At 51.8% G+C, this 24051-nt stretch carries 12 protein-coding genes; 6 read left to right on the top strand and 6 right to left on the bottom strand.

The window, feature by feature from the left end:
* Window positions 1-102: 102 nt before the first annotated feature.
* The 4 genes from CRP01_RS03970 (at window position 103) to CRP01_RS03985 (ending at window position 5160) form a co-directional block, all read left to right on the top strand.
* On the top strand, window positions 103-1182 hold the full coding sequence (locus CRP01_RS03970; RefSeq protein ID WP_099148709.1) for a DUF4249 family protein: 1080 nt from the start codon (window positions 103-105) through the stop codon (window positions 1180-1182).
* Window positions 1183-1281: 99 nt separating this feature from the next.
* On the top strand, window positions 1282-2391 hold the full coding sequence (locus tag CRP01_RS03975; protein WP_099148710.1) for a DUF4249 family protein: 1110 nt from the start codon (window positions 1282-1284) through the stop codon (window positions 2389-2391).
* A gap of 10 nt (window positions 2392-2401) precedes the next feature.
* Complete coding sequence (locus tag CRP01_RS03980) at window positions 2402-4021, top strand: hypothetical protein (protein WP_143473259.1); 1620 nt, start codon at window positions 2402-2404, stop codon at window positions 4019-4021.
* Window positions 4015-5160 (top strand): amidohydrolase, encoded by a 1146-nt coding sequence (locus CRP01_RS03985; RefSeq protein ID WP_099148712.1) that lies wholly within the window; start codon window positions 4015-4017, stop codon window positions 5158-5160. Before CRP01_RS03980 ends, CRP01_RS03985 begins: the two co-directional genes overlap by 7 nt.
* A 450-nt stretch (window positions 5161-5610) precedes the next feature.
* Here the strand turns inward: CRP01_RS03985 and CRP01_RS03990 are convergent, their stop codons facing one another.
* The 4 genes from CRP01_RS03990 to CRP01_RS04005 form a co-directional block, all read right to left on the bottom strand.
* A complete protein-coding gene (locus CRP01_RS03990) occupies window positions 5611-5964 on the bottom strand; it encodes an Hpt domain-containing protein (protein ID WP_099148713.1) in 354 nt (117 codons plus the stop codon).
* A 36-nt stretch (window positions 5965-6000) separates the two neighbouring features.
* A complete protein-coding gene (locus tag CRP01_RS03995; RefSeq protein WP_099148714.1) occupies window positions 6001-6402 on the bottom strand; it encodes a response regulator in 402 nt (133 codons plus the stop codon).
* Between the two features lie 5 nt (window positions 6403-6407).
* Window positions 6408-10418 carry a CheR family methyltransferase gene (locus CRP01_RS04000; RefSeq protein ID WP_099148715.1) on the bottom strand — a complete coding sequence of 1337 codons (4011 nt, stop codon included), beginning with the start codon at window positions 10416-10418 and terminating at the stop codon, window positions 6408-6410.
* 546 nt (window positions 10419-10964) lie between these two features.
* Window positions 10965-14864 carry an AsmA-like C-terminal region-containing protein gene (locus CRP01_RS04005; protein ID WP_170110210.1) on the bottom strand — a complete coding sequence of 1300 codons (3900 nt, stop codon included), beginning with the start codon at window positions 14862-14864 and terminating at the stop codon, window positions 10965-10967.
* Window positions 14865-15340: 476 nt separating this feature from the next.
* Between CRP01_RS04005 and CRP01_RS04010 the strand changes: the two genes are divergently transcribed.
* Window positions 15341-15835, top strand: coding sequence for a hypothetical protein (locus CRP01_RS04010; RefSeq protein ID WP_143473260.1), 495 nt, complete (start codon window positions 15341-15343; stop codon window positions 15833-15835).
* Window positions 15836-15837: 2 nt separating this feature from the next.
* Window positions 15838-19407 carry an ATP-binding protein gene (locus CRP01_RS04015; RefSeq protein ID WP_099148718.1) on the top strand — a complete coding sequence of 1190 codons (3570 nt, stop codon included), beginning with the start codon at window positions 15838-15840 and terminating at the stop codon, window positions 19405-19407.
* 385 nt (window positions 19408-19792) lie between these two features.
* Here CRP01_RS04015 and CRP01_RS04020 read toward each other — a convergent pair whose 3' ends face one another.
* Window positions 19793-21271 (bottom strand): tail fiber domain-containing protein, encoded by a 1479-nt coding sequence (locus CRP01_RS04020; RefSeq protein WP_099148719.1) that lies wholly within the window; start codon window positions 21269-21271, stop codon window positions 19793-19795.
* 361 nt (window positions 21272-21632) lie between these two features.
* Window positions 21633-24047: an aminotransferase class III-fold pyridoxal phosphate-dependent enzyme gene (locus CRP01_RS04025; protein ID WP_099148720.1), complete on the bottom strand. Its 2415-nt coding sequence runs from the start codon at window positions 24045-24047 to the stop codon at window positions 21633-21635.
* Window positions 24048-24051: the final 4 nt, after the last annotated feature.

Below are 24051 nucleotides of genomic sequence, written 5' to 3' on the forward strand. Positions count from 1 at the left end.
TATACTGCCCGGCAGCCCATTGGAGGGATATTGGGAAAGCAACTGCGTATTCAATACCCTTCACGGTGTTAGTTGATGAATTGAACGAAAAAATGAACATACATGTCATCTGAAAAATTTGTGTGCCCTTACCGGGCACTGGCCTGGGGACTTTGGCTTTTGTCCGCATTTTTAGGAAGCTGCCTGAGTGAGATCGAGCTGGAGGTGCCGGATAATGAAGGTGATCAAATTGCGATACGGGGTGTCGTCGTCGCTGCAGATACTTCGGAAACTTCCTACGTGGAAGTGAAGGTAAGTTATGTTTCCAGTTTCGAGGATACGGATGGTCCGGATTTCCTGGAAGGGGTAAGTGTCAGTCTGATGGACGATCTGGGCCACGAAGTAGATATTCCCCAAAGGGAAGCCGGAGGATTTTATCTGAGCTTTCGCGAGGCCCAAAACGGCCTGTTGCCGGAACCCGGAAGGTCCTATCGTATTCGGGTAGTTACTGCCAGCAGTACCTATCTTTCCGACTGGGATCTGTTACATCCGGTGCCCAAACCGACGGGGGTTACCCAATCGAGTGAGATCCGGAATGTGCTGAACGATGTCGGCAATCTGGTGGAACGCGAATTCCTGAGCTTTCAGCTCAGCACCCCGATCACCAGTGAAGGGGAAGGCGCTTACCTCAAATGGAGTTTTTCCGGAACCTACCAGTTTACGGAATCAAAGGACCTGCCGCGGATCTGCTTTATCTCCGAACCGCTTAACCTGGAAAAAGTAGTCGTGTTTAACGGAGCGGCCGCCCGGGAAGAAGAACTGACTGACTTTTTACTTCTGGAGAAACTGTATGATTACCGGTTCTTCGAGGGCTACTATCTGACGGTACGGCAGCAGTCCCTGAGCCGGGAAGCATTTCAGTACTGGGAGCGGATCGGAGAGGTAGTGAATCGCACCGGAAATCTTTTTGAAGCACCGGCGGGTAAAGTCCGGGGCAACATTCACCATACGGAGAATAAAGACGAAGAGGTTTTCGGCTATTTCTACGCCGTCGAGGAAGCACTGATTCACTATCGGGCCGGTCCCGGACAAACGACTCTGTACTACCTCTGTTCACCCCAGGTGTCACCGATGCATGATGCCTGCCTGGACTGTACGGCGCATCCGCGTGCAAGTCTACAGCAGCCGGCTTACTGGAAATAGCAGTTGAATCCAACAAATGCCTGGAATGAACAACTTTTTGCGTCGGCGCGTCCTGACCCTGGTGGAAAGATCGATCGATTACCACTAAAAATATTGAATATGCATTGTCCAACCTTTCTGAAATCGTTTATCCGGGTAGTGAGCGTGCTGCTACTCGGACAATGGGGATTGTTGGGATGCCTGACCGAGATCGACCTGGAAGCACCCGAATCGGTCACCGCCCGTACCGCTATAAGGGGCAAACTGGTCGCTTCCGATCAGCCATACGTACTGGTGGAGATCACGAATGTTTCCGATTACCGGGCTGCGGATATTCCCGAAGCGGTCATCGGCGCTGAGGTACTGCTGACGACGGATGCCGGTGAAGCCGTGCTGCTGCCCATGCGCAGGAACGGAGAATATTATCTGGACCTCAACCAACCGGGACCCCTGAGCCCGGATATCGGTGAAAATTTTCAGCTGACGGTTACCACTCCGGAAGGGCGGACCTATCAGTCGGATTGGGAACCGCTGCGACCGGTTCCCACCCCGGCCGGTATAACCCAGGTGAGTGAGACCAGAATGGTGCTGAATAATGTGGGTAATACCGTAGAGCAGGAGTTCCTGCGGTTTTTGGTTAATACGCCCATTACCAACCCGGAGGACGGGACGGGGGCTTTCTTAAAGTGGGAATTCTCGGGGGTATTCCGCATTACCGAATCCACTCTGGATCTGCCGATACCGCCCCAGGCCAAGATCTGCTATATCCGGGAAGTAGTCAACCTGGAAAACGTGGTGGTATTTAACGGCAATGCCGGCCGAACCGAACAACTGGAATCCTTTTTCCTGCTGGAAGAACCTTACGATTACCGCTTTTACGAAGGATATTATCTGACGGTGCGCCAGCAATCGCTCAGCGAAAATGCTCATCAGTACTGGGCAAAGATCAGTGAAGTGGTTAATCGATCCGGTAATTTTTTTGAATCGCCGGCCGGCAAGGTGACCGGCAATTTTCGGAACGTGGTCGATACGGAAGAGGAAGTGTTCGGCTATTTCTACGCAACGGAAGAGATCACCCTGCACTACCGGGTACAGCGGGGAGAGAAACGCATCTTTCCCCTGTGTCCCACGCTGGTCAAACCGGACGCGGACGGGGTAAATTATCTGTGTTTTAACTGCCTCGACCACCCGAAGAGCAGCGAAGAGAAACCGGCATTTTGGATAGATTAAAATGAACAAAATGAAAATCAAATACCTATTTGCGGCTCTTTTGCTATGGTCGCTGGCTCCATCTCTGAACGCCCAGATACCGGTCTTTCATCTGGATAAGCCCCTCTACGTAACCGGAGATATACTGCGGTATCGCCTTTATTTACCGCCGGCCTTTAGCGGACAGGACGTAGCGCTGAAGACGGCTCTGGTGGATGCCGGGGGTGAGCCGGTAGGCGCTTTCCACCAGCAAACCGGAGGAGCAACTGCGCTGGACGGTTATCTGAAGCTGCCCTACGATCTTCGTTCCCAGGTTTATCACCTGCTGGTACTGGGCACCGGACAGGAAAGCCGAAAAAAGATAAAACTGGCCGAGATCCTCGTACCGGTCTACAATGACCTCGGAGAGGAATCCCCTCCCGCCGCCGGACCGATCCCGGAGACCGGCGCGATGGCCGAACAACTGCAGGTCACTATTGAGCAGTCCGGGGGACCATTCCAAAAGCAGGAAGAGATACCCGTTCAGGTTCGGGTTACGGATCGCAACGGGCAATCCGTACCGGCTGATCTATCCGTTTCGGTGATCGATGCGGGGCTTTTTGGCGGGCGATCCAATGGACTGAGTACCCCGGTCAGCAGCACTCCGGCTCCAGCCAACGACCTCAGTGATCGAATGTACCTGAACGGGCGGATAACGGATGAGCTCGGGCGTCCGAGGGCGGAGATCAGCTTCGGCGCTTACGTGCACGATCTGGGCGAAACAATCATCGGAGAAACGGATGCATCCGGTGATTTTGCTTTGGAACTACCGACACTGACCGGATCGGCAGATATCCAGTTTGTCGATCTGCGTAACGACAGCCTCCGGGTGGTACTGGATGACGGGATCGAACTGAGCCCCACACCGCCAATCCCGTTTAACGAAAAGATTGAATCCTATCTTAAGTGGAGCCGCAGCCGGAAGGTGATTTATCAGCTCTACAATACGCTCGAGATGAATCTGGAGCAGACCTTGCCGGAGCGTCGCCCGAAACCGGTGGAACCCGACCAACGCATCGTGCCTTCTGAATATACGGCCTTCAAGGATATGGCGACTTTTTTTACAGAGGTAAGTACGCCCCTGAAATTTCGGATCGGTAAAGAAGGAAATCTTATCGCCCAAATGTTTAACCCCAATCCGCGAATGCGGGCCTTCTACCAGGGGACTCCCATCTTTCTGGTGGACGGCAAAATGACCCGTGATGTTGATTTTGTCCAGCAACTCGAACTGAGCCGGATCGATACGATCGATCTCTATTTCGACTTTTTAAATCTGAACCGGTATTTCGGGAAGGTCGGCAGCAACGGGATCGCGGTGCTGAAGACCAGTATTCCTAATCTACAGGTACCGCAGCCGGACGAAAACAGCATTTTTCGAATTGACGGATTACTGGCATCCGCCCGGGAACCGGCTTCCGACCAGGCGACCGACCGACGGCCGGATTTCCGGTCTAATTTATACTGGAATCCTACCTTGCCGGCTGCCAACGGAACTGCCGGTCTGCGTTTTACCCAGTCGGACGATCTGGGAACCTTTTTGATCCGGGTGGTGGCCCGAACGGCCGACGGTCGTACCGGTACGGCGGTCCAAACCTACGAAGTGCAATGGTGACCAGTGTACCCGAAGAACTGATCCAGCTCCGGCGGGACCTGCATCGTCACCCGGAGCTGTCGGGAGCGGAAGTGGAAACGGCCGGTCGTATCCGGCAGTTCCTGGCTGCTTACCCGCCCGATACGCTGGTGGAAAGGGTAGGGAGGCACGGTCTTCTGGCGGTTTATGAATTCGGCGAGCCCGGACCCTGTATTGTGATCCGCTGCGAGCTGGATGCTTTGCCGATCGATGAACCGAATGATCTGGCGTATCGTTCCCGCCGGTCGGGTGTATCCCATAAGTGTGGTCACGACGGGCATATGACCATCGTGGCGGGACTGGCCCCGTGGTTGCGACGTTGTCGGTTAAGCCGGGGAAAAGTGGTCTTGCTGTTCCAGCCGGCCGAAGAGAACGGTCAGGGAGCCAAAGCGATGCTGGAGGATCCTAAATTCGGGGCATTGCAACCCGATTACGTTTTTGCGCTCCACAACATTCCCGGTTTTCCCCTTCACCAGGTGATCCGGGTGGAAGGACAGTTTTCCGCCAGTGTGATCAGTGTGGCAATTCGATTCCGGGGACTGCAGGCCCATGCCGCTGAACCGGAAAACGGCCGCAATCCGGCCTGGGCGATGGCCGAGATCACCAACCGGATCCGGGAATGGATCGTGCCGGACCCGGCGCATCCGGACTTTACGCTGGTCACGCCCGTCTACACCACGATGGGCCAACCGGATTACGGGATCTCGGCGGGAGCGGGCGAGTTGCATTTCACCCTGCGTACCTGGACCGTGCAAAAGATGGATGAACTGGTTCGGAAACTGGAGCAACTGGTGGCCGGGATCGCCGGAGACTATGGCCTGGAAACAACTCTTGATTATTTCGATCACTTTCCGGCCAGCCCGAACAACGCAGAAGCCAATGATCTGATCGTGAACGCGGCCCTGGCCGGCGGCCTGGATCTGATCCGCAAGCATGTCCCTTTTAAATTTGGAGAGGATTTTGGCTGGTTTGCCCAAAAATACCGGGGAGCGATGTTCGGTTTGGGAGCCGGAATGGATACGCCGGTGCTCCATAATCCCAATTATGACTTTCCGGAAGCCCTGATCAGTAGTGGAATTTCCCTTTTTAAGGAACTTATCCGGGCCGTTTTAAATGACTGAAATCCTGTCTTTTAGGCCAAAATCAATAAAAAATAATTTTTTTTTGCGAGAAATGGCTGATAAAATAAAATTTTTCATCAACATTTTAAGGTTGTTAAAGTATTGATTTTTATGAAATTATGAATTTTAATCAATAAAAAATGGCAATGTTTTTTCAACAAATCCCAATTATTGTCTTTTGTTCTAAGTGGAAAGGGGTGCATATTTGTATTGTCAGAAGGAAATAACGAGGATGTGAGAAACAAAAACAAAAGGTCATCCCAAAAACCGATTTTTTAAAATTGATACTAAACCCACAGTTAAAGATAAAGAATTAGGTCGTCTTATTTTTTCATGAGATTATGATTTGTTAAAAGGCCCCCGACGGGGGCTTTTTTTTTTGCCCTGATTTTAGAGAGCGACCTGTACCCGCCGATTTCATCCACCAGCTAGTTTCAAGTTCGATCTTCCCTACTGTGGTCCATTACTTTCTTCCCATACTTTCATTTCATCCCGAAGAAAAGCCCGGGTATTTTCCAGTTCCCGAAGTAGTTCCTGCTGCAGTTCCGGCAATTGTGTCCAATCTCCATTCTGGTAAACTTCACGCGTCATTTGTAAAACTTCCCGCAGCCGGTCCGCTTTAAAAAGTTGCAGAGAGGTTTTGGTTTTGTGCGCGGCATCCCGGAAGGTCTGGTAATCCCGCAATGCTGCGGCCCGTTCGAGCTCAGTGGTCATTTCCCCGAGTTCCTGCAGAAAGGCCCGGTAGTACTTGAGCAGGCTCCTGCGGTCATTTTCGAATAGTTCCCTAATGTAGTCGGAGTTCAAGATGGAGTTGATTTAGAGGTTGTATAGATTTGGCATTCAGAAAGTCTTTTGTTTCAGTCGGGAAATGATCTGCCCGTTGATCTTATCTTCATTCAGCGGTTTTTCGAGGTAGCAGCTAATGGCGGGGTGGCTGTCTGCCCGTTCGGTATCCTGGGACCGGATGGAAGAGCTACACAAAAAAAATAGCATGCTGGGATTTTGGGAGAAGTACTTGTCCTGGAAGGCATCGGCAAATTGAAAACCGTCCATCAGCGGCATTTTGATATCGGAGATGATAGCGTCCGGCCACTCTTCTTTGGATTTGGCTTCCAGAGCCTCCAGGGCCGACATCGGATTGAAAAAGGTCTCTACCTCCAGAGGCAGTTTTTTGATACGTACCAGTAGTTTAAAAAACATTTGTTCCGTACTGCTGTCATCAACGAAAAAAATGCGGTGCATAGTGTCTATTTTTCAGTGTCGTATGGTTTGAGAAAAACGTGAAAAGTGCTCCCGCGGTTCGGTAAACTCTCCACTTCAATGTGCCCGCCGTTCTTGCTGACCACATTGTTGATGATACTCAGACCAATACCCGTTCCCTGGCGCTGAGCGGTAAGCCGGCGAAAGGGCTCGAAGAGAAAATGTCCGTAGTTCTCGAGATCCATTCCGATCCCGTTATCACTGACTGTGAACCGGATCAGATCGTCGTCGGTTTCCACGGCGCTTACCTTAATTTCCAGCGGGCGGTCTACCGAGCGGTATTTGATGGCATTGTGCACCAGATTGTAGACAATGCTGTGCAAATAGGCTTCAATATAATTGATGGTGATCCCGGCCGGGATCTGCTTGGTGATGTTTCCTCCGGATTTGATCAGGTGGGGGCTGAGGTCCGCAATCGTCTGATTAACGAGTTTCTTCAGATGGATCAGTTTGGGTTTGGGCCCTCCCTTACGTAAAAACTCGATGAGTTCGACCAGGCCGCCCAGTACCCTTTCCATGCGGGAAGCCGCCTGGTTGAGTTCGACGTAAATGGACTGCAGTTCTTCCGGGTTTTCCACTTCCGGTAATAATTCCAGAAATCCCTGGATATTGAGCAAAGGTGAGCGGAGGTCGTGGGCGGCACCGTGCACAAAACTATCCATGAAGCCGTTCATATTTTCGAGCTCCTTATTTTTCCGCTGCAGTTCGCGCCCGTTTTCTTCGATCAGGGCCTCAAGTTGCAGGTTGTCCCGCTTGAGTTCTGACTCCAGTCTTTTGGAATCTCCAATGTCCCTGGAAATGAGAATGATGCGCTCGATCCGGTTGTTCTCGAATACGGGAGTCATGATATTGTGGTACCAGTAACGCGTGCCGTCCTCTGCCACGAAAGTGGTTTCGTAAGAGGTAAAGTTGGAGCCGTTCTGAATTTTTCGCAGTTCTTTTTCGGCCTGTTCTTTCCCCCCTTCCGCTGCGATCTCCGTTATATTCTTTCCCAGGATCTCGGATTTGTTATATCCGGCATCCGTGAAATTGATGTCGAGGATCTCTCCTTCCGTCGAAAGAATAATGATATGCTCGTTGGCGTACCGGAAGATATTGGAAAAGATAGCAGCGCTCAGGCGAATATTCCTCTCAATTTCCCTGATCTGGGTAATATCCTTGGAAACACCCAGGATCCGAACGGCCTTTCCATCTTCCAGAATGGGCACCATACTGTTGGTGTAGTGCCGGATACTGCCGGTAGGATCGGGAATGGAAAAATCGAAATCGACGACCTGTTTGGTTTCCAGGCTTTTATTAAATGCCGACTGGGCTTTGGCTCTACCGGCTTTGGGTACCGCGATTTCGAAAAAATTATCCCCGATCATTTTTTGCTGGGTCATCCCTTCCGGGGCCCGGTTAATATCCTGTAAAATGCCATCCGGGGAGATCACACTGATAAAACTGTCCGAGCTCTGAAAGATCGCTTTGAACTGTTGGGCGGTCGTCTTTTGCTTGGAAGAAGCTTCCTTCATCTGATCTATATTGATGAAAGTAGCAACGGCGCCATCCACCTTCCCATCCACCAGATAAGGAGTCAGGCGCATTAGATAGACTTTATCATCCTTACTGACGACTTCTTCTTCCAGGTATTCGTTGTGCCGCATCACCCACTCCATCTTTTCTACGAAGTCGACATGCTTCAATAAACTGACGAAGGCCGTGATGGGACGCCCCAGGTCCTGCTCCTGCAACTGGAACTGATTAGCAATAGCCGGCGTAAATTTCCGGATCCGCAGCGTACGATCGATAAAAATGGTACCGATGTCCGTGCTGCGGAAGAGGTTGTCCATGTCATTGTTGATCTCGGTGAGTTCAATGACCTTGGCCTGCAGTTCGGCGTTGACGGTATAGAGTTCCTCATTGACGGATTGGAGTTCCTCGTTGGTGCTTTGCATCTCCTCGTTCGCCGCAATGAGTTCCTCGTTGGAGGCCTGCAGTTCTTCGTTGGTGGTTTCGAGGCGTTCTACCAGTAGGTTGCGCTCGTGGCGGGTCTGTTGTAATTCGATCTGGAGCGTCCGTAACTGATCCTCAAAGAAATTGTCCTTATCCGCTACGACGACCTGTTGCGTTTTTTCGTCTGCTTCTTCCTTTCTTAGAAACTCGATCACGTATACCGGTTCCGCGCGGCCCGGATCATGTGCACTGTCGAAGCGCAGGTCTACCGTGTACTGTTTGTCCTTCTTCCGAAAACTCACATCCTTAAAAAGAATCGATTCGCCGGCGTCCTTTATGCGGTGGATCCCGTTCTTGAAAAAGAGCACTTCTTCATTACCCGTCATATTTTCCAGGTTGAAGAGTTGCGGGCTCCGCGGAAACTGGAGCAGGTCCTCAAAATCGCCGTTGGCGTAGAGCAGATTGAGTTCCTGATCGATCACCAGGCTGGTCGGGACATAGCGGTCGAGCAACATGTCCACCAGACTTTCATTGGTCGGTGGTGAGCTTACGGGTTGTTGCTTCTGGATCTTTTGCGGTAAATTATGCCGCAGCGGGGAGCCGACTTTACCCACCAGGCCTCCCTTCATTTGCAAGGAGCTGGCCTTGCCATGGCTCAGATTTTTAAAGAGACTGATCCCCTCCTGGACCTGTTTGAAGGAATTGGAGATCTGCCCCAGAGCTTCGCTCGGACCCAACAACAAAAATCCTTTAAAGACCAGTGCGAACTGAAAATTCTGGAGCAGCCGTTGCTGAACGGGTGGTTCCAGATAGATCATCAGATTACGGCAGGATATGAGATCCATATTGATAAAGGGCGGATCGTGTAATACATCGTGTACGGTAAATACGATGTGTTTCCTTACCTGTTTGACGATCCGGAAACGCCCGTTATCCAAATGCTCAAAATACCGGCTCAGGTACTGTGCCGGGACGTCATTCCGGATCTGCGACGGAAAAGTTCCCCGGTTAGCGGTACGGATCGCATTTTGATCCAGGTCGCTGGCGAAGATTTTAAATTCCCGCCGAAGATTGTGGGTCTCCAGATAATCTTCCATAAGAATGGCCAGCGAATAGGCCTCTTCACCGGTGGAGCATCCGGCTACCCACACGCGTACACTCTCGGAATTTTTACGATCGGCAAAGATCCGGGGAATGATCTCTTCTTTCAGGTATTCAAACACCTCGGGGTCCCGGAAGAACTTGGTAACTCCGATCAGGAATTCCCTGGCGAGAATTTCCATCTCTTCCTTGTTCTTGCGGAGATACGCAGCGTATTGTTGCAGATTGGGCTGCTGGGCCAGCAGCATGCGCTTTTCAATGCGGCGAAAGATAGTCGTTTTGCGGTAGGGCAAAAAGTTGAATCCCTGTTCCCGGAGTATATCCCGCAGGATATCATTTACGATCTCTTCCGAAGATTCATTCCGGGGGAGGGGAGGATCGACACTGGCGTGGATCCTGGTGGACAGGTCGGACAGGGCGCTTACTATTTTTTTCGGGGAGAGGATGTTGTCTACCAGACCGGTATCAATGGCGGCTTTTGGCATCCCGTCGAAACGCGCAGATTTTAGCGATTGGACGAAGATAAGGCCTCCATTTTCCTTAACCGTCCGGATGCCCCGGCTGCCGTCCGTTCCGGTACCGGAAAGGATAATGGCAATGCCGTATTTCTGACGATCGGTGGCCAGTGAATGGAAAAATTCATCAATGGGCATATTGACCTGGGTACGGTCTACCCGGCCCACGGGCTTTAAAACTTTGTTCTTGATGATGATATTACTGCCACGATCAATCAGGTAGATATGATTGGGTCGGACGGGGGTATCTTCCTTAACAACCTGAATGGGCATTTTGGTGTGCTTGGCCAGCAGTTCGTCCATCAGGCTTTCGAAATCGGGTGAAAGGTGCTGGATCAGCACAAAGGCCATTCCGGTATCCGGTGGCATATTATCAAAAAAATCATTGATCGCTTCCAGTCCACCGGCGGAGGCACCTATGCCAACGACTATCTGATCCCTGTTCATTTTTTTAACTTAAAAATGTGATACCAAAAGTAAGCTGATAAAATCTCTTCTCTGCCCGGTCAGAGCCTCTACCTATTATTTAATTCCTTGCTCAAGCTGTCCATTATATCCGCCTGCAAGCGCCCCCAAGGAGCCCTCTGTACTAAGGTTAAGATCGCATCAGGTCAGGCAGCCACCTTGCGGAAGAAAATGCCGGTAGTGCCGCGGTCAACGACCATTAAGCAATAAAATATAGGGTTAGGTAATAGCTGACGGTGACGGGAGAACAGGCCGAAAATGAATAATTTTAATTGGCCAACTCGCTGGAATACAAAGGCCGTAGCTCAGGTCCCAGGCGTTGGCATTTTCGCGCTCAATAGCTCCATTTCACAATGCCACTATCTGCTACAAAATATTTTAGTGGGGATTAAATCCCCAGGGGATGGGGCCCATTTAAGCAGGCATCATAGTTGAATCCTGATATATTGGGGCAAAAAAGAGCAGCAAAATACGGCATTTCGGCCATTTCCAGCAAAAAATAAAGTGAGAAAATGATGAATTGCCCGCTTACTCTTCCGGTTGGTATTTCTTTCTACTGATCACAAATGGCTTCCAGATGAAACGCATTTTCCCTTTTTTGTAGCGGGCTTCGATCAGGATATTGATGAGATGGAAGCGTTTGGAATCGCCTTCCTGCATCTCTTCCAGAGAAACGTGCCGGTTGAAGAGGTTACCGATCGGCAGGGTGAACAGTACCCGGGTATTTTTATCTGCGCCGAGGCTGTAACGACCGATGGCCTTAAAATCGAAAGGACTGGAGTGGAGGTAGAAATTATCCACGTAAACGTCACTGCCGCGGATATGCGCGTTGAGTTCCAGCGTATCGAGAATGACGTGTTCCATTTTTCGTTTGCGGAACAGAAAGCCCGAGAGTTTGTCAAAAAGTTTCAGATCCACCAGTTCGCCGCCGGCGAGTTTGACTTTCATATCCCCGCTGATGCTTTCCGGCAGGATGGAATAGTTGGAGTTCACGTCAGCCTGGATGTCGAGGTTGGCGGAGATCAGCCCTTCCAGGTTTTTATAGCCCAGCTCTTTCTGGCCGAAGTTATCGAACTGGCGGAAGATCTCGCGAACGTTGTTCTCATCCATTTCGATGGAGACTTCCATCTTCGGTTCGTGGCGGACGATATTGGAGATGAGCCCCGCGATACTGAAGGTGCCGTCGGCGACGTCCATCTGCAGATTGTGCAACTGAACACTGTCCGGTGCGAGCGAAATGCGACCCCCGACCCGGTGGGCCGAAAAGTTTTCGTAAATCACTTCCTGAAAGTCGGTGCTCATTTCAACGGTACCCCGGTCGAGTAACTGGTCGATGTAGCCGACGGTTTGCTTGAGGGTATTGGTGGTGTCGGGCGTTTGCACCCCTGTGATCTGCGGTGCCAGCAATTTAGAGGCTTTGCGCAGCGTGCGCAGGGTGTCTTTGCCCAGGCCATGCGGAGCGGTGAAGCCACCAAAATCAAATCGGGGCGAACGGACGTCCAGAGCGATATGCGCCTGCTGGTCGGGAAGGACAAAGAAGGAGAAAAATTCGTTGGATCTCCCACTCGCGACGAGTTGGTTGCCGTTCACTTCCAGTGCGAGCTTTTTGATGTAGAGCGCCTTTTGATCGAAATGGAAATCGCCGGTCAGGTTCTTAAAGGAGAAATCGCGGTAGTTGTAAAATAACTCGCCGTTGACCAGTTGGGCGTTCCCGTCAATATTGGCCTCAAGCAGATAATTTTTGGCGTTCAGGGTATCGTAGAGTGGGGATTGGTATTGCAGGTCCATTAGGAATTCCCCGGACCTCATTTCGATATATTTGGAGGGAAGCAGTTGACCCAATTGGTGGAAATCCAGGCGGGCATCTACCCGGGCGGTGATCACCGGCTCGTCCGGGTGTTCGATCACGGCGCTGCCTTTGAAATAGTTATTTGCTTCCAAACCCAGGTTAAAACTGTCTACCCGGAACTGGTATTGATCCGGTCCGGCGGCGTCCGGGAGGATACGGCCGGTGACCTGAAAGGGCTGGATGGTACGTTGATCCGTCAATACCTGATTCAGATCCAGATGAACGGCTCCCGTCCCGTAATCGTATATTTTTTCCAATGACCGGAACAGTTCGGGCGGAGAGAGCATCTTGCTGCTACCCTTTGTAGTCGATGCGTTAGCTGAGCTCCCTTTACGCAGGTCAAGGGATCGTCCGTTCATCCGGAGGTCTATGGTTGCTTTTTGATCTGCGGCCCGGATGAAGGGGGCATAGTCCCGAATCGTGCCCGTCAAGGTGAACGGTTCGCCCCGGTAGTCAAACAGGATGTCCTCCAGCAGCAGTTGTTCACTGTCGAATCGGATGGGGCCGGAAATGCTCCGGACCTGTTCGGACCAGTCAGATTTGGCCAGTTCGATGCCGGTCAGAACGATATTGCCTTCGTAACGCAGGTCATTCGGTAATTGCTGTTGCTCAAATATCGAGCGCAGCGGCACCCGGGCCACCAGATCAGCTCTGGCCCGCCCCGCGGTGATCTTCATTTCCGGAGGCAGGAACTGGTTGGCAGCCCGCACGGCGATCGGTAACTCAACAATGGCTTCCACCTCCGGAGTCGCTTCCCGCGATACCTTCAGGCTGGCGAATATAGGGGCAGTGCCCATGAAATTGGCCCGCAGACTATCCATCCGGACCATCGATGAATCCGCATAGTCCTCCCGGCGGAGCGTAAACAGGCGGAACCGGGTGGTCAGATCGGTGAGGTATAAAGTATCATAGATCAATTTATCGATCCGCAGATGCATGCTTCCGTTGACGTTATTCGCGAGCTGCCGGGCAATTTCTTCCATGCGTTGCCCGTCGGGTGCCGGGCTTTTTTTGCCGGTGGATTGGGACGTGCCGGTCCGGGAAAAGCGGTTCAGGTCGAGCTGGTCAAAATGCAGTCCCAGGTTACTGATGAGGGTTTGGTCATCGTAAAAGAAAAACTCCGGCAGATTGCTGATCTGGCCGCTGAGCTGGATATTGGCCCCCATCCATTTCAGGTCGATATCTTCCAGAAGGGTCTGGCGCTGATCGAAAGAAAGGTAACCGGACAAGGAAGGCGAACTGATGCTGCGATCGGCGGTGGCCAGGGTGATCTCGTTGAAAATAGCGTCTCCTTCCACCCGCACATTGCGGTCTTCAAAGGGGGCGTCGATGGCGCTGAGCAGGGAACCATCGTAACGAAAGTTCACGATGGCCTGACCGGAGGCAAACGTTGCTTTGTTCTTTTCGGCAAGCAGCACGTTGAGGCGCGGCAGGTCAATGTCCATGCGGCCGGCCGCTTCCACCTGCGGATCTTCCATATTGTTGATCACGCCCTGCAGTTGGGTAGGCAGCACTCCGAATATATCTCCGTCCACCTGGTGCAGATTGATGCAGCTGGTGACCGGGTCGCCCAGGCCGTCCTGATCGCAATCATTGGAAAAAGTACCGCTGACGGCGGCCGAGGTCAGGTCCGTGCCCTGGTACCGGATGGTAGCGTCCCGCGTAAGGAATTCCACTTCAATAGCTTCTTTCCGATCCGGAACGATCAGATTAAATAAAGAAAAGTCCGTGCGAACGGGTTGATCCACCTGAATGCCACCCAGAGTGGTGTTGAGCTTGTCGGAGAGCAGCGGCAGCGCTTCGTCTACCATAATGCCGTCGGTGCTGATCTGCAACTGGATCTGGTTGGTATCCGCCCAGTGGTACTGTCCCCGGAGGTTAAAGGTATTGCGACCTACGGTTAGTTTCGAATTTTCCCACTGCAGCGTATGTCCGTCGTCAGTCACCGCAAATTCCATTTCCATACGGGCGGGCGTATCCATCAGGAAGCCGCCGTCGGCTTCTTTGAATACCAGGCCTTCAAAATGGCTGTCGGTTTTTACATACAGCCACCATTCGTCTTTTTCATTGGGCCGCGGTTCCATCTGTAAGCGGCTGAACTTTACCCATTGCCACTTGTGGCGGTAATTGTCTTCGCGGTGAAAATCCAGATAGTTGGCGCTGATCGCCGGCAGCTCGCTGAGCTCAAAGCTCACCCCCTGGCCGCCACGCGGGCGTTCCAGTTTTTCGTACTCCTGTTGTTGTAGAGAGTCATTGTACAAATGGACCCACGCGCTATCCAGTTTGAACGGATGAGCCTGGAAATCACCGGTTATCAGATCCCAGGGATTGAATTCCGACATGGCGCGGTTGATCCGCAACGTTTCTATCTTCGGGTTTCTTTTGGAAGCGATGCTCAGGCCGCGTAATTGAAAGCGAATGAGCGGGTAGGGACTGGCCCATTCCAGGCGGTAACCTTCCAGCTGGAGGTGGATATCAAAATAGGACAGGGCAGTTTCCTGGACTTTACGAATGACGAACTTATGGTCGGATCGCAGGATATGCCAGCCGATGACCAGCAATAAAAAAATGGCCGTCACAATGACCAGTATTATCCTGGACAGGCGTCTGAATCTGTAATTTGAACTCTGTTCGTCTTCGACCATAAGGCGGTTTACTCCATTCGGGCTGATTCCCAATTTATTGAACGCATTTGAAGTAGCAAATGATCGGTCCCCGGTGAAAATAAATATAAGATGGCAATGTAGAGGACCAGAGTACACATTTATTTAGCTAAAGTCGTGATCCTGTGGAACATATGGATATAGTTCTTTATGTGTTTTCTGCTCAGCAAGTTTTGCGGAACACTATCCGCTTACTTTGCCGACGCTAGATGGCCCGTCGCTGCATCCGGCGGAGGTGGGCATGCTGTTGGTGGATCTTTTTTCCGGCGAAGATCGCGGCTAAGTAGTCAGGTGAGCAAGACTAATTTTACAAATCCGCCAAAAAATTCTAATTTCCCAAAGTATTACACGGGAGCCCCATCTCAACGAAAGTGAATGGTAAATCAATCTTAATGCAGCTTATTGCTCGTCAGATGCTCTGCGTGTCTTTACTTTTCCTGCCGTTTTGGTCGGGGAACCTTCCAGCCCAAATACCAGTGGACTTGGGACCGTCTTCCAGAGGGGCAGCCGCACTGTACACCTATTTCCACAATCCGGTCACCTACAGCCAACAAAACGGATATCCGCTGGAAAGTACCAGCGTTGTGGTCAAAGATGACTACGGTTTTATGTGGATCGGCGGCCGGGGCGGTTTGCTGCGTTTCGACGGGGCTGCCTTTACGCGGATCCCTTTGTGCGTCGACGGAGACGAGGTCGAATCTGTTCGTGATATTTGGCTGGACGGGGATCGACAGGTACTATGGCTGGCTACCTGGGGATACGGCATCCTGCAATTGGACCTCGAAACCTACACTTGTTCGACCTTTGCGGGCGGAGAAGGACACTTCAACCGACATGTCAACTGGTTGCAGGTCGATACCGAAGGCTTATGGATGGGTAGGGGGTAGGATTGGCTTTCCGACCGTTTGAGCGGGATACCTTACTGCAATTAACCTATACGATCCTCCCGGAAGAAAAGGAGCAGGTCGGCGTGCAGCGGGTGAACACCCTGCTTTCCCGTAGAAAGGATATTCATAACGATTCCATACTCTGGATCGGAAGCATTTCCGGTCTGCTGCGCTTCAATGTGATCACTCATGAATTTCGCCGTTTCTTTTTTGACCTGGGAGCAAATCTGAATAATGCGGTCAACAGTATCCGTACGATCTATCAGCACCCCACGGGATTTTTACTGCTGGGTACCTGGGGTGGGGGAGTGGTGCGTTTTGATCCGGAACTTCAGACCTTTTCCCAGCCGGCCGGTCTGCTCAAGGATCGCCACCACGGCCTGATCGACGCCATTGTCCCCGTAGACGAAAAGACGCTGTGGATAACGAGTGCGGGAGGTATCCAAAAACTACATCTGGATAGCTGGACTTTGGGGAAGTATCTGGAAAATGACTACCAGAGCTTCCTGATCTACGGTTGTAAATATGTCGATGATCAGGGGCGCATCTATACCTGGTCCCAGGATATTTTTACTTTTTTTGATCCCCTTTTGCAGCAATTTACCGAACATCAACTCCCGCCGGATCTGATCCCGGAATTGGGTGGTGACGTAAAATCGATCGCACGGGATGAAAAAAGGAACGCGCTTTGGTTAGCGGTCTATGGAGGGAAAGGTATTTACCGTTATGACGAAAAGGAGAGGGATTGGTCCGTATTCGAAATTCCGGCTCTGGAAGAGTCCGGTCGTATCTTTCCAACTTCCCTGCATCCCCTGAGTAACGGAAAGATTCTTTTATTGACCAATCAACACCGCCTGCACTTATTTGACCCGGGGAGCCACAAAATGGAATCTCTGGATATCTGGCCGGATCCGCGGGTAAGCGCCGATGTATTTCTGGAACACTCGGATGGTTCCTATTGGTTCAGTTCCCGTGATCACGGTCTGATCCGGTGGACGTCGACTGGGAAGATCCGTTACGTCGAGGAACTACAGGATACACTGTATCCCGATCATTACATCAGTCTGAGCCATCTGGTTGAAGATCGGCGCGGAAATGTGTGGATCAATTCGATTACTGGTTTCAGTGTGTACGACTACGCACGCGATACGATCTACAATTATCCCTGGGCCCTGCAGGATACTGCTACCATCATTGATTTTGTAGACGTACTGGAGGATGCGAACGGGCGGGTGTGGTTCCTCAGTGATCACCACGGTTTGATGGAAGTTTCTCCTGACCATCCGGAAGCCGGCATTGTACAGGTAATTGATCTGCCGTGGGGAAACCAGTTATGGAGCGGTGCCGCCGATCAGCGGGGAAACCTCTGGCTGCGTAGTATTACGGGGCTATCCTGTTTCAACCCCCAGACCCGGAGTTTTCGAACTTTTGATAAAACCTACGGACTTTCCGACCGGGCCGTTAGCTTAAATGGACTGGACGACGGCCGTATGTATTTTGGCGAACCCGGAGCCTTTCAGCTTTTTCATCCCGATTCGCTTTTGCTGAATGAACAGCTTCCCGCTCCTTATCTCGAAGGCTTTGCCGTATTTGACCGGCCCCTGGCGACGGAAGCGCCTTTACACCTCCTGTCGCAGATCGACCTGGCTCCCCAGGAGAATTTCTTCTCGATCCGGTTCTCGAATATTAACTTCACCCTGCCGATGCAAGACTCCTTCGCCTATCAACTGGAAGGCGTTGATCCGGACTGGGTCTACACTCAGGACCGGAGGGAAGTGTTTTACACGAATGTGCCCAGCGGGGATTATACTTTTAAACTGAGATCCGCCAATAATGAAGGACAGTGGAATCCCGAAATACTCACCTTTGATCTTAACATTGCCACCCCCTGGTGGAAAACGGGCTGGGCTATTCTCATCTATATTTTGCTGGCCACTTATCTGCTGTATGCGCTATATCGTTTTCACCTTTCCCGCCAATTGGCCCGGGAGGAAGCGAGAAGGTTGCAGGAACTGGATGCTTTTAAATCGCGCTTTTACGCGAATATCACCCACGAGTTTCGTACACCGATCACGGTGATCCTGGGGATGTCGGAGACGATACAATCCACGAATGAAGACCGGCCGAAAACGCTCCACGCTGCCGAAATGATCAAACGCAACGGAGCAAGTCTTTTAAAGCTGGTCAATGAACTGCTGGAACTGGATAAATTAAGACACGGCAAAATGCACTTGCAGTTCGTGCAGATGGACATTGTTCCCTACATCAAATACGTTTGTGAAAGTTTCCAGTCCCTGGCGAAGTCGCAGCGAATCGATTTTTGTGTCGATTCGGAAATTGACACGCTGGTTATGGATGTCGACAGTGAAAAGATAGCCATCATTTTGTCGAACCTGATTTCCAATGCGATCAAGTTTACGCCGGAAAACGGGAAGGTGAGCGTTCGTTTCCGACTAGCCCGGGAACTGGAAAAGTCGTTTTTATACCTGGAAGTAAAAGATACCGGGATCGGCCTTTCTACCCAGGAACAGGAAGCTGTTTTTGAACGCTTTTATCAGGTCCAATCGACCGAAGAGTCGACCATTGGCGGTACTGGTATCGGGCTGACGCTCACCAAAGAACTGGTGGAGCAAATGGGAGGGCGGATCGGTGTCGATAGTCAGGCCGGCCGGGGCAGTACATTTTGGGTTCAAATACCGAAAACCCGTAAGGCCCCCATGCTCAGTAAGCAAATTCCTGTTTTAAGGCCGAAAGAAACAGAGGCGTCAGGTTCCCCGGTGACCGTTTTGCCGAAGGAGACTTCAGCCGAGCTTTCCTCCGTTCTCATTATCGAAGACAGCGCCGATGTAGCGGAATATTTACAGCACTGTCTGGTTGGACAATACAGCCTGCTGTACGCTCCGGATGGTAAAAAGGGGACCGAACTGGCCGTCGAACACATTCCGGATATCATCATCTCGGACGTAATGATGCCCGAAATGGATGGTTTTGAGGTATGTGAGCGGTTGAAAAATGATGAGCGCACTAATCATATCCCCATCATCCTGCTGACCGCCCGGGCCACCGTTACGGATAAAGTCACAGGCATCCGCCAGGGAGCGGACGCCTATATGATCAAACCCTTTGCTAAAGAAGAACTGCTGGCGCGCCTGGATCAATTATTGGCGCTTCGGGCTACTTTACAGCTAAAATACACCACTGCGCTAAGCGGACATAAGCCGGATGAACCCCTGCCCGCCGACCCGGTGGATGCCTTTATCGCCCGGGCCGAAAGTATTACCCTGGAGCACATGGAAGACGAATCCTTCTCGGGCGCCGACCTCGCAGCACATTTGCACCTGAGCCCCTCCCAGACCTACCGCAAGATCAAGGCACTGACGGACATGTCCACTGCGGTGTACATCCGCCACGTTCGACTGCAACGGGCAAAAGAACTGTTAGCGGACGATTCGCTAACGGTATCGGAAATTGCCTTCCGCACCGGCTTTAAGACCCCCGCTTATTTCTCCCAGTGTTTCCGGGAAGTTTTTGGCGAAAGCCCTACGGCATTCCGGGACAGGCAGGGGGCATAGGCTCATTTTGACCCCGGCACTTTACGATCAGCTGTTTCCTCTGCTCAAAATGTTTATGAATTGCTATCTAAAACATCAGTCATCCTGAATTTTTTCAGGACTCAAAAATGACCTCGTAGAGGTTAAACATTCGTAGAAAAATAGTCGAAATGCTGGTTTCGACCTCGGGGAGGTCGCACAACATGGAGCAATGTGGTAAATGTGCGACCTCCCTGAGGTCGGAAAACGCTTGTCCAGGCTAAATTCTACGAATATTCGACCTCTCTGAGGTTATACACCGCCTTTATAAAATTCGGGGTGATTCATGTTTCCCAAATTCGGCTGGTTTACCTCAATTTCAAAGATCAGATCAGGTAGCCCGGTTATGCCGCTCGGCAGATAATCTCTACCGGGTCAGCACCATTCGTTTGGTATCCAGTACTTCACTACCGACGATGAGGGAATACAGGTAGGTACCCGCCGGAAAGCTGCCCGCTTTGAGCTGCACCTGGCCTTTCCCTTTTTCCGTCAGAGGAAGCACCGTCAGTAACTGCCCGCCCAGGCTGTAGACCTCCAGCCGGGCATTTGCGGCGTCTGTCGGTAAAAAGTAATCAATGGTAGTGGTGGCGTGGAAGGGATTTGGGTGGTTTTGGGACAGTTCGGCTGACTTGTGGAGTTCCAGTTCCTGTACGGCCGGTTGATTGGCCGCTACTAATTGCCGGACCATGTCCTGCAAATCCTCGATCTGCTGTTGCTGTTCCTCAACAACGGTCCGCAATTGATGCACGGTCTTTTTTTGTTCATCGTTCTGCTCCGCCAGTTCCTGCGCGGCATTGACGAGCATATAGATCACGGCGGTGCCGTTATAGCTGAGGAACTCGCTACTGACGCCGCTCTTCTCATCCGTATCGCGGTAAGGCGTGACGGTATAGGGCGCCACCCGTTGCATTTCCTGGGCGATAACGCCGACATAGCGCTCTCTGGTCGGCATATTGTAATCGCCTTTGAACCGGTACCAAACCGGCCGGATCTGACGGATCTGTTCCAGGCCATCCCGGAAATCCTCCACGTCGGTTTTCAGGCGTTTGTCGGAAGCGTCGCTCCACAGGCCGCCACCGGGTTTGCCGGCCGTACCGACTACCTCCAGTTTGAAATCCGGGGAGGAGTCATTACCGATGCCGACATTGCCGTTAAACTGTTCCATCATAACCCCCTCTCCATTGTTGCTGGATAGATAGAGTTGACCGCCATTGGAGGAAATGTCGAGGGCGTTTCCATCCGTACGAAAGTCCAAATACTTTTGGTTGTTAGCAGAAGATACCAATCGCATGCGCTTCCCTACTACTTCCAGTTTGACGCTCGGTGCACTGGTACCAATACCTACATTAGCATTATATCCCAATACCATACTATTACTCTGGGCGACCTCGGCATAGTAACCGATAGCCGTTGCATTGGTCAGATCATCCGAACTTACATTGGCTCTCGATCCCAACAAAGTAATAGCGTTGCCGTGAATGTTTCCATAACCGGCGGATAAACCAATAAAAACATTTTCGCTACCATCCACATTGGTGTTTCCCGTTTGTCCGCCAATAAAAACATTATTGTGTCCTTCCGTATTTTCATATCCGGAGAAAGCGCCCAGAAAAGTATTATAACTTCCCGACACGTTTTTGAGTCCGGCTGAATGACCGAAAAAACCGTTAGCGATCCCGTTACTGGTGACAGAACCGGCACTTTTACCCACGAAAACATTGGTTCCGTTCTGGGCAAGCTCCAGGCGGCCCAGGATTTGCGCGTCACCTGCAACTTTAAGCTGAAATTGTGCGGAAAGCGAAAAGGAAAATAATAAGCTCAAAAAAAGAATAGTAGATTTTTTCATGTTAATCAGATTTTGTCAGCTATCGATCCGATAGCGATATGAATAATGGGGCTTCGTAAGCCGAAAGATTGAACCCAACCTGCTGTGATCCGGCGCAAAGCTTGCGATAGCGAATACCTGCAAGGTATAGGCAAGGCCGGGGAAGGGCCACCTCCAGCTAGTGAACGTGACAGTTTTATGCGTCAACAGGCTGACTTAATGCTTGGCGTAAAATGTGATAATTGGAGATTGGCGGTCTTGGGCTATTGGGAATCTCAGGAAATGACGGAAAACGGTATTTTTGGATGCTATGGTGTCTCCACAAATCAACACCATAGCACCGGAAAACTTAGCTGCCAATTATCGGCTGTAATTCATCGCATTAGTACGATCGCTCTTCCTTAAAATGGCCCAGCTGGTAGCCGAATTGATCGGCCAGATCCAGGGTCAGCCAGACATCCTCCGGCCGTACGGATCCGATGGAACCGGAAAAGTGCTGGCAAGCGTCCAGGCCCATCACCACGGTCTCTCCCATGCAGGCAAAGATGTGGCCGCTGGGTAGGGGAATACCTCCAACGATGAAATCATTCGGCTCTGGCAGGCGAACCACTCCACCCATGATCTGTAAAAGATCCGGATAGATTAGCCGGACGGATGGATCCACATCCTGCGGCACCGCCAGGTCACAAATGATCTGGCTGCGGCTGGAAAGATGTTCCGGATGGATGACCGGGCGGGCCGAATTGGAAGAAGTCACCACAATAGCCGAATCTTTGATAGCTTCCATCTGATCGGTGATCGTGATCTTCAGATCCGGATTGTATCTCAGTAACCTTTGCTCCAGATCGGCAATGGCCGGATTGTTGAGTTTGCGCGGGATCAATACCATCTCTTTCGCTTCTCCGGCCAGCAGTTCGGCGTAGGTATTGGCGATGTTGCCACCGGCTCCGACGATCGCTACACTAGAATCTTCGATGGCCACCTGCTTGCGTCGGGCGGCTTCGTAGATCGCTTTCAGGCCGAAACCGACGGTCAGGGAATTACCGGTAGTAACCCGCATCCTGCGGGTTTTTACCCAACGGCCGTTCCGGGTCAGGATGGAAGTAAAGCCGCCCAGCCCCAGTACCTGACAGCCGGCCGCTTCGGCAATATCGGCGGCGTGCTGGATCTTCTCCACGATCCACTGAAAATCTTCGGAGCGGTAAGCGCGCTCGATCTCGCGGGAATCGATGAACAGTCCGATGAAATTCAGGTGGACACTGGCGCCGCCGGGAGCTTTGACGTTGATCTGATCAAAAATGACGGGGTCCAGAAATCTAGCCGTCCGGCTGATGAGCTTTTCCAGTTCCGGAACGGACCAGTCGACAAAGGACTGATCCCACAGGACCAGATCTTCCGCCTTGATGAAGTGACCGACAAAGGCTACTTTCTGATCGCCCGCCGGGGGCTGATGTTCAAAAATGTCGACTTGCCGATAATCCGTAATCCGCTCCACCAGGCGATCGACCAGATAGCTCAGCAGACTGCCGGCATCCGCCTTGTCAATGATCTCACAGACCGCTCTCAGCCCGTTCAGGAACCTATAAATGTTCCCCGCTGAGATATAGGCGGACGGTTGGATCCGCAGGGTATTGGGGTTACTCAGGGTCGGCATCACGCGGAGCCCGTGTTCGTGCAGCAGATGCCCGGCGATGACGTATCCGTAATAGCCGGATCCGAAAAGGATGCGCAGCAGGTTGGACGCGGACTGTTCCTGGGACCCAAACTCAATACCGAGCATCAGACCCTCTCCCCGGATCTCGCGGATGACGGAAGGGTAGTCGGCCTGTACCTTCAGGAGTTCCGTTTTCAGCAACGCTCCTTTATCCCGGCATCTGCCCGGCAAGTCTTCCTCGGCAATGATCCTGAGCACTTCCGTAGCGATGGTCGTACTGAGGCCGTCGTCGGCAAAAGTAGAGGTGTTCAAAATGGAAAATTCCTCCACGAACCGCTCCTCACTTACCAGCAGGGCACCGATCTTGGCCACGCCTCCGCCCAGGGCTTTGGACAGGCAGATGTAATCTTTGCGCAAACCGATCTGATCGGCGGCCAGCAAACTGCCGGTGCGCCCCAGCCCCGTCTGGATCTCGTCGACGATAATGGGGATATTGTGCTGGGCGGTGACCTGATTCAGCCATTCGACGAAAGCCGGGGGTAAGGGAATAATGCCGGCCTCTCCGCGGATCGGTTCGACGATAGCGAAAGATACCTCATCGATGGTATCCATTGCCCGTTCCCAGGTTTGCGGATCGTAGGGATCCAGAAAATCTATTTGCAGATCACTACGCCGGAAGGGTTCGTTGTGTACTTCCGAAAAGGAAAGGGTGGCCAGGGATTTACCGTGGTAGGCGTTCACAACGGCCAGGCAGCGGGGTTTACCGTTTTCCAGGATGGCGTGTTTGACGGCGGTTTCTACGGTCTCCGCACCGGTATTGGTCAGGATGACCCGATAATCGCCGATCAGGTCCCGTAATTGCCGGTTGAGGGCCTCCGCCTCCGGCCCGATGGAACCCTGAATAAAAATGGGCAATTGTTGCTGAAAAAAATCGGAAATGGTGGCGGACAAACGGGGGTGGGAATGCCCCAGGAAGTTCGCTCCATAACCGCCGACCAGGTCCAGGACCTGTGTCTCGCCCCCGGCAGTTTTCCGGTACAGCAGATCGCCTTCTCCGCGGATGTAGCCGACATCCAGTCCTAAGGCGTGTAGTTTCTTTTGAAGTTTACTTCGGTATCCTTGTGGGGTGTTTTCCTTTGACATGAAA

The organism is Flavilitoribacter nigricans DSM 23189 = NBRC 102662 (assembly GCF_002646595.1).
Classification (GTDB): domain Bacteria; phylum Bacteroidota; class Bacteroidia; order Chitinophagales; family Saprospiraceae; genus Flavilitoribacter; species Flavilitoribacter nigricans.

Coding starts and splice junctions, on each gene's coding strand:
- CRP01_RS03975 (WP_099148710.1), top strand. CDS start 1,282: ATGCATTGTCCAACCTTTCTGAAATCGTTTATCCGGGTAGTGAGCGTG.
- CRP01_RS03995 (WP_099148714.1), bottom strand. CDS start 6,402: ATGCACCGCATTTTTTTCGTTGATGACAGCAGTACGGAACAAATGTTT.
- CRP01_RS03980 (WP_143473259.1), top strand. CDS start 2,402: ATGAAAATCAAATACCTATTTGCGGCTCTTTTGCTATGGTCGCTGGCT.
- CRP01_RS04025 (WP_099148720.1), bottom strand. CDS start 24,047: ATGTCAAAGGAAAACACCCCACAAGGATACCGAAGTAAACTTCAAAAG.
- CRP01_RS04000 (WP_099148715.1), bottom strand. CDS start 10,418: ATGAACAGGGATCAGATAGTCGTTGGCATAGGTGCCTCCGCCGGTGGA.
- CRP01_RS04020 (WP_099148719.1), bottom strand. CDS start 21,271: ATGAAAAAATCTACTATTCTTTTTTTGAGCTTATTATTTTCCTTTTCG.
- CRP01_RS03970 (WP_099148709.1), top strand. CDS start 103: ATGTCATCTGAAAAATTTGTGTGCCCTTACCGGGCACTGGCCTGGGGA.
- CRP01_RS04010 (WP_143473260.1), top strand. CDS start 15,341: ATGCAGCTTATTGCTCGTCAGATGCTCTGCGTGTCTTTACTTTTCCTG.
- CRP01_RS03985 (WP_099148712.1), top strand. CDS start 4,015: ATGGTGACCAGTGTACCCGAAGAACTGATCCAGCTCCGGCGGGACCTG.